6 protein-coding genes are annotated in these 5,769 nt (G+C 64.0%); 4 read left to right on the top strand and 2 right to left on the bottom strand.

Annotation, left to right across the window (positions count from 1 at the left end; all coding sequences use genetic code 11):
- The first annotated feature begins 525 nt into the window (after nt 1-525).
- The gene (locus GY937_00645; protein ID MCP5055214.1) at nt 526-2,166 is read left to right on the top strand and encodes an NAD-dependent malic enzyme; all 1,641 of its coding nucleotides are present in this window, start codon (nt 526-528) and stop codon (nt 2,164-2,166) included.
- A 519-nt stretch (nt 2,167-2,685) separates the two neighbouring features.
- On the opposite strand, the gene GY937_00640 is transcribed toward GY937_00645, so the two are convergent.
- Together GY937_00640 and GY937_00635 are read right to left on the bottom strand one after the other, a co-directional pair.
- A complete protein-coding gene (locus tag GY937_00640; GenBank protein MCP5055213.1) occupies nt 2,686-3,246 on the bottom strand; it encodes a hypothetical protein in 561 nt (186 codons plus the stop codon).
- Nucleotides 3,243-3,752 (bottom strand): hypothetical protein, encoded by a 510-nt coding sequence (locus GY937_00635; GenBank protein ID MCP5055212.1) that lies wholly within the window; start codon nt 3,750-3,752, stop codon nt 3,243-3,245. Before GY937_00635 ends, GY937_00640 begins: the two co-directional genes overlap by 4 nt.
- Before the next feature lie 376 nt (nt 3,753-4,128).
- Here GY937_00635 and GY937_00630 point away from each other — a divergent pair, with 376 nt between their 5' ends.
- The 3 genes from GY937_00630 to GY937_00620 all read left to right on the top strand — a co-directional run bounded on the left by GY937_00630 (nt 4,129) and on the right by GY937_00620 (nt 5,671).
- The gene (locus GY937_00630) at nt 4,129-4,653 is read left to right on the top strand and encodes a hypothetical protein (protein MCP5055211.1); all 525 of its coding nucleotides are present in this window, start codon (nt 4,129-4,131) and stop codon (nt 4,651-4,653) included.
- Nucleotides 4,654-4,791: 138 nt separating this feature from the next.
- Nucleotides 4,792-5,250, top strand: a complete 459-nt coding sequence (locus GY937_00625) for a hypothetical protein (protein MCP5055210.1) — start codon at nt 4,792-4,794, stop codon at nt 5,248-5,250.
- Between the two features lie 103 nt (nt 5,251-5,353).
- Nucleotides 5,354-5,671, top strand: a complete 318-nt coding sequence (locus GY937_00620; protein MCP5055209.1) for a nuclear transport factor 2 family protein — start codon at nt 5,354-5,356, stop codon at nt 5,669-5,671.
- Nucleotides 5,672-5,769 lie beyond the last annotated feature (98 nt).

The following is a 5,769-nucleotide window of genomic DNA, read 5'->3' as shown; positions in this document are numbered from 1 at the left end:
TACCGCTTCTTCGACATACGGGCCCCATGAATCGGCCCGCGACACGGCGAGAACCGATTGGCTGCGGGGGACGCAGTGCTTAGCATGACAACACTTCCGCCTTTGGTCGATACAAGGGACTAGTGCCGTGGTTCGATCCATCTTGACGGTGGTGCCATCCCGAGATCGCCCCACAGCAGGACTCGTCGTGTCGCTGGTCAACCCGCGGGGGAGCGCAGGATGGTAGGACCACCTGAATTGGCCGATACAAGGGACTCTGCCTCCCCTCTCCCGGAGACGGTGGGTCCATCCAGAACGCTGTCAAGCTTACCTGGACGGAATGGGACTTGTCTCCTCGAGCGACACCCATCCTTACGGCTCGTGGCGAGGTGGGTGAAGACGTGGACAAGGGCGCCAACGGCCAATGAGCCCCCCATTCGGCGGGCGCGACTGGGGCCACGAGGGACATCCGGAGCGGGAGCGGCGACTTTCGGGCTCGCTTGGCGAGACCTGGCAGGGTACGGCCCTTGCAGGCTCATGGGCACCATGAGCCACGACCCTGAAAGCCTCTCCCGCGGCGTCAAGCTGCTGCACGATCCGCTTCGCAACAAGGGCACGGCCTTCAGCCAAGCGGAGCGCGACGCCCTCGGCCTGCGCGGGCTCCTGCCGCCGCGGGCGTCGGACCTGCCCACCCAGGTCGCACGGGTACTCGAGAACACTCGAAGCAAGTCCAATGATCTCGAGCGCTACCTCTACCTGATCGCCCTTCAGGATCGCAACGAGACGCTCTTCTACCGGGTGGTCGTGGACCACCTCGAGGAATTGATGCCGATCCTCTACACGCCCACGGTCGGCCGCGCTTGTCTCGAGTACGGCCACATCTTCCGCCGCCCGCGCGGCTTGTTCGTCTCAGCAAACGATCTCGGGCGCGTCGCGGAGGTGCTCCGCAACTGGCCCCACGAGGACGTACGCATCATCGTCGTCACCGATGGCGGGCGAATCCTCGGGCTCGGAGATCTCGGCGTAGACGGCATGGGCATTCCGGTCGGAAAGCTCGCGCTCTACACCGCCTGCGCAGGAATCCGCCCGGAGCAATGCCTCCCCATCACGCTGGATGTCGGCACGGAGAGCGAGGCGCGACGCTGCGATCCTCTCTACCTCGGATTGCAGCAGAAACGGCTCGAAGGTGAAGCATACGACGCGTTGGTCGATGAGTTCGTGGATGCCGTGCGCGAGGTGTTTCCCGACGCCGTCCTCCAGCTCGAGGACTTCGCCAACCGCAACGCCTTCCGCCTGCTCGAGAGATATCGGCACCTGATGCCGTGTTTCGACGACGACATCCAAGGCACCGGGGCGGTGGCCCTCGCGGGCGTCCAGGCGGCCATGCGCCTGACCGGAGGGAAACTGAAGGACCAGACCTTCGTCTTCCTCGGTGCCGGCGAAGCGGGGATCGGCATCGCCAGCATGATCGTCGCGGCCATGCAGGCCGAGGGGCTCACCGAAGCAGAGGCGCGGCGGCGCTGCTGGCTGGTCGACTCGAAGGGCCTGGTCGTTCGGGAGCGTGACGACCTGGCGGACCACAAGCTCCCCTACGCCCACGACCATGCTCCGTTGCCCGATCTCCTCTCGGCCATCGAGGAGCTACAGCCCACCGCTCTGATCGGCGTCTCCGGCGCCCCGGAGACCTTCCAGAAACGCATCGTCGAAACCATGGCCCGCCTGAACGAGCGGCCCATCGTCTTCGCGCTCTCCAATCCGACGGCCAAGGCCGAATGTACAGCCGAGCAGGCCATCGCCTGGACGGGCGGTCGCGCGATCTTTGCGAGCGGAAGTCCGTTCCCGCCCGTCGAATGGGAGGGCCGTCGCATCGTCCCAGGCCAGGGCAACAACGCCTATGTCTTCCCGGGTGTCGGACTCGGCGCCATTGCTTGCGGTGCACGGCAGGTGACGGACGAGATGTTCTTCGAGGCTGCGAGCTGCCTGGCTGCCGAGGTCCACGACGAGGATCTCGCGCTCGCCCGCGTCTATCCCCCATTCTCGCGTATTCGTGAAGTGTCCTTGTCGATTGCCGTCGCAGTCGCCGAGGTTGCCTGGATGCGCGGGCTCGCGCGAGTAGAGCGTCCCGCCGACCCGACTGCGTACATCCGCCAGCGGATGTACGAGCCGAACTACACGAGCTACCTATGAAGGAGCCGGGTTGACCGTCCCGCGCCATCGCCGAAAGCCCGCACGCGCCCTCGGTGACGGCCGTCGCCCAGTCGGCATCGTCGCCCTGGGCTTGTAACGGTCGCCCGGTCCTCGTCGAACTCGACCCGGAAACGCGGGACGTGAGGTCGTCGTCCCCTGCCCTCGTCCGCCGGATGGTAGGGGAATCGACTAGCTCGTATCGGACCATATGAGCTGGACGCTCTGCATTCGCGCGACTCGGGAGCACTTCATGCATGTCCGGCCGTGCGGCGAGAGGGCAACGATCTAGCCCGTAAGGTCGCGTTTCGCGGAGAACTCCCTCGGGTATGGATCCCGAGCGTTGGCGTCTGGCCTACAAGAGGATGAAGAGATTGGGGATCGAGTGAAGGCCGAAACACGCGCTTCGCACAATCCCGCGTGCGACGCCCCGTAGTTCCCGATCGCTCATCTCGGGGTCCCTGGGCACGACGATGGGCTGCGGGACGTACCCCGGCGAATCACAGAACACCTCGATACGGCTCACCCTGCGGCGTGAGCCTCCAGAATCTCACGAAAGCGGAGCATGCGTTCGTCGTCGGGAGGCAGGATTCGTTCGAGCCAGCCGGTCGCGTAGTCGGCATCGAAGTTCGGAGCCTGGACGAAGACCATTTCCCGCAGGTCACGCCAGTCCTTGTCTCGGGCGAATAGCGTCTTGAAGATCGCGAGATCCTCGGCGCTGAGGATGGCGATCTGTTCGGAGCCGAACGGAACGCTGCGCTTCCTGGCAACGCATGCGTCGTGCAGCTCATTGTACGAGAAGAAGAGATCGACGGGCGTATCGTCCCAGTACATGCGGAGCTGTTCATCTCGTTCGAGCACGCTGCGCATCTCGGCCGTGGGCGGCGCAACGCCCAACGGTTGCAGCGCGGCCAGGACGCGGTCGAACTCGCTCGTGGGCAGAAACAAGTTGATGTCGATGTCTCTCGTACCGCGCGGGGTCGCGTGGTAGGCCAGAGCGATCGCTCCGCCGAACGCGTGGGGAATCTCTGCAGCCACGAGAGCTCGCGCGAGCGCGACGACCTTCTCATCGAGAAGTATCACGACGCCCGGCGTTCCGGCTGGACTTCGAATCGGGGAAAGCGCTCCTGCTCCGGTTCGCGGACGGGATCCCGCGAACGGGCGATCGTGTCGTAGAGCCGCAGCACGTCGCGCAGTGCGTGGCCGCGCTCGTGGTCGCTGGCCCCCAGCCACTCCACGGCGTCCGCTAGTTCGTCTGGCACCGCCGCGGCGGCGTGTTCTTCGAGCTGCTCGCGCAGCAGCGTCACGATGGCGGGATCGAGCCCGTCTGCCTTGCGCAACCGCGAAAGGAGATGCCGCGCAGCGGCGCCGGCGGAGGACCGTTCGATCGGGACGCCGCGCTCTCTTGCGCGCGCCAGGAGTCGCTCCCGGTCGATCGGACGGGTGGCGGCTGCCTCGGCCCGGTCGAGATCTCGAGGGGTGAGGGCGCCCTTGAAACTCGTGAGCATTCGGGAACGAGGCCCTTTCGCAGTGTTGTGGGCCTCACGCACTTCCACGCGGCCTCCCTTTCGCACGACCAGATACGCCATCGTCACACCAGCTTAACAAATTAGTGACATACAGACACTAACATCCCCGCGGGGGCTGATACAGGCAGAGCGAGCTCGCACGCAACTTCCAATGATCGATCGATCCGAACCCTCCCGCCCCGGACTCAGGCACCCACATTCCTGCTTCTGCTCTGCCAAACGGATTGGGGATCGAGAAAGTCACGATCTACCCGCATCAACCGTTTGCTCCGTCACGGCGCGCCATCCGGCTTCGATGGCGCCGTCCATATAGGGCATTGCATGGGAGTCCGAGTTTGCGATCGAGATGCGCCCGAACCTGGCCCAATGGGCCTCCAAGTAGCGACGGACCCTCGGTCTCCCCCGGGGGACTCATCAAGTCATCCCCTTATCGGGCATGGAACCACTGTTGGAATTCCTCTGCCTATCCGCCGGTGACTACAGCAAGCAGACATCGGCAATAGCGACGATCTACAGCAACACTGACCCGAGCTGTTGCCCAGAGGGCAAGAGTGTCGTGGCCACCATGGTGCTGGCCACACCCGACAAGTTCGATGAGGCGCCCGGCGAAGGGCGGCATCGCGGTCGGGCTTACAAGGCGATGAAAGAGAAGCTCATGCCTCAGCTCCTCTCGAAGATGGGGCGCGCACTCGGCATCGACGATATCGAGTCACACGCCGAGGTACTCGAGCTCTCCACGCCGGTGACGATCGAGCGCTTTACCGAGAATCGCGGTGGTGCCTATGTGGGTTGGCGCTACTCGGCCGATCAGGCAGGAGCCCCGATCCCGCAGCAATCCTCGATCGAGAATCTCCTGCTCTGCGGTCACTGGGTTGCACCCGGTGGAGGCGTAAGCATCGTGATCGCTGGCGGATTGAACGCAGCCATATTCGCAGAGGCCTACCTGAACGATTCGGATTGAGTTCGGCTGAGTGCAGCCAGCCGAAACCACCGCCCGCACCACGCATGACTGAAGTGTCCGAATCCGCGGGCGGGAAAGAGCCGTCCCGAGAGAATCGATGGCGCTAACCTGTCACCTCTCTCTGGCGGAGTGATCGCGGTGACCCTGGACGACCTGCTTTCACCACTGAACGGCATCATCATGGCGTTGCTGCGGTCGCGGCTTCACTTCGTCGCATCGAAGAATTTGATGATCGTCGGCTGGTCGGGCCGCAAGACGGGCCGGACGTTCTCGATCCCCGTGGGTTATCAGCTGGACGGCGACGCCGTGATCGTTCTGATCTCGAAGCGCGATGACAAGCGCTGGTGGAAGAACTTCCAATCACCCTGGCCTGCTGATCTCCAGATCCGGGGCAAACTGCGGAGCACGATGGGAGAAGTGGTCCCGGTCGGTACACCCGAATTCTTCGAGCATTGCGAGCGAACCCTGCAGCGCTTTCCCTCGATGGGCAGCCAGTTCGGCGGCTTTCGCTACGACCCTGCATCAGGCCTCGACGACGAGCAACGCAAGGTCCTCTGCGAGCACGTGGGTGCGGTGCGATTCGAGTTCGTCGGCTGAGCCCCGCAATCCACCCTGCGAAACGGGGTGAAGCGGCTCGGAGCCGAAGACCCGAGAACCATCTTCGAAGCCTGCACTGGTTCGGAGAAGCTTGCATCGCCCCGTGAGTCTGCGCGATAGTCGCCACCGCATGCCGGAACTTCCCGATCACCCGCACGTTCAGACGATCCTCCGATACTACGAGGGGTGCAACACCGCGGACGCTGCGCTGATGCGCTCGACATTTTCCGAAGCTGTCGTCCACTACTACGTCGACCATGCACCGGTGCGCGGACGTGACGGGCTCGCAAACTACTGGGCCAAGGTGGGACCCAAAACGCACGCACACTGGAGCTGTGACCACGCGATCGTCTCGGGTGACGAGGTGGTCATCGAGTGGATGTTGGCGATCACGAGAAACCGTAGAAATCTGATCATCTAGCCGTGGTCGCGCGCGAGTGCTGGTTTCTCGTCAGAACGGCGAATCGGTGTCGGTCGGATCGGTGTCGAGTTCGCGATCGAGAGCCGCGAGGTAGTGTC

This window comes from bacterium, from assembly GCA_024228115.1.
Classification (GTDB): domain Bacteria; phylum Myxococcota_A; class UBA9160; order UBA9160; family UBA6930.
This window is presented reverse-complemented; position numbering and strand designations above follow the sequence as displayed.

Bases quoted from the DNA above. Each gene is read 5' to 3' on its own strand.
- GY937_00645 (MCP5055214.1), top strand. From the start codon at position 526: ATGAGCCACGACCCTGAAAGCCTCTCCCGCGGCGTCAAGCTGCTGCAC.
- GY937_00635 (MCP5055212.1), bottom strand. From the start codon at position 3,752: ATGGCGTATCTGGTCGTGCGAAAGGGAGGCCGCGTGGAAGTGCGTGAG.
- GY937_00630 (MCP5055211.1), top strand. From the start codon at position 4,129: ATGGAACCACTGTTGGAATTCCTCTGCCTATCCGCCGGTGACTACAGC.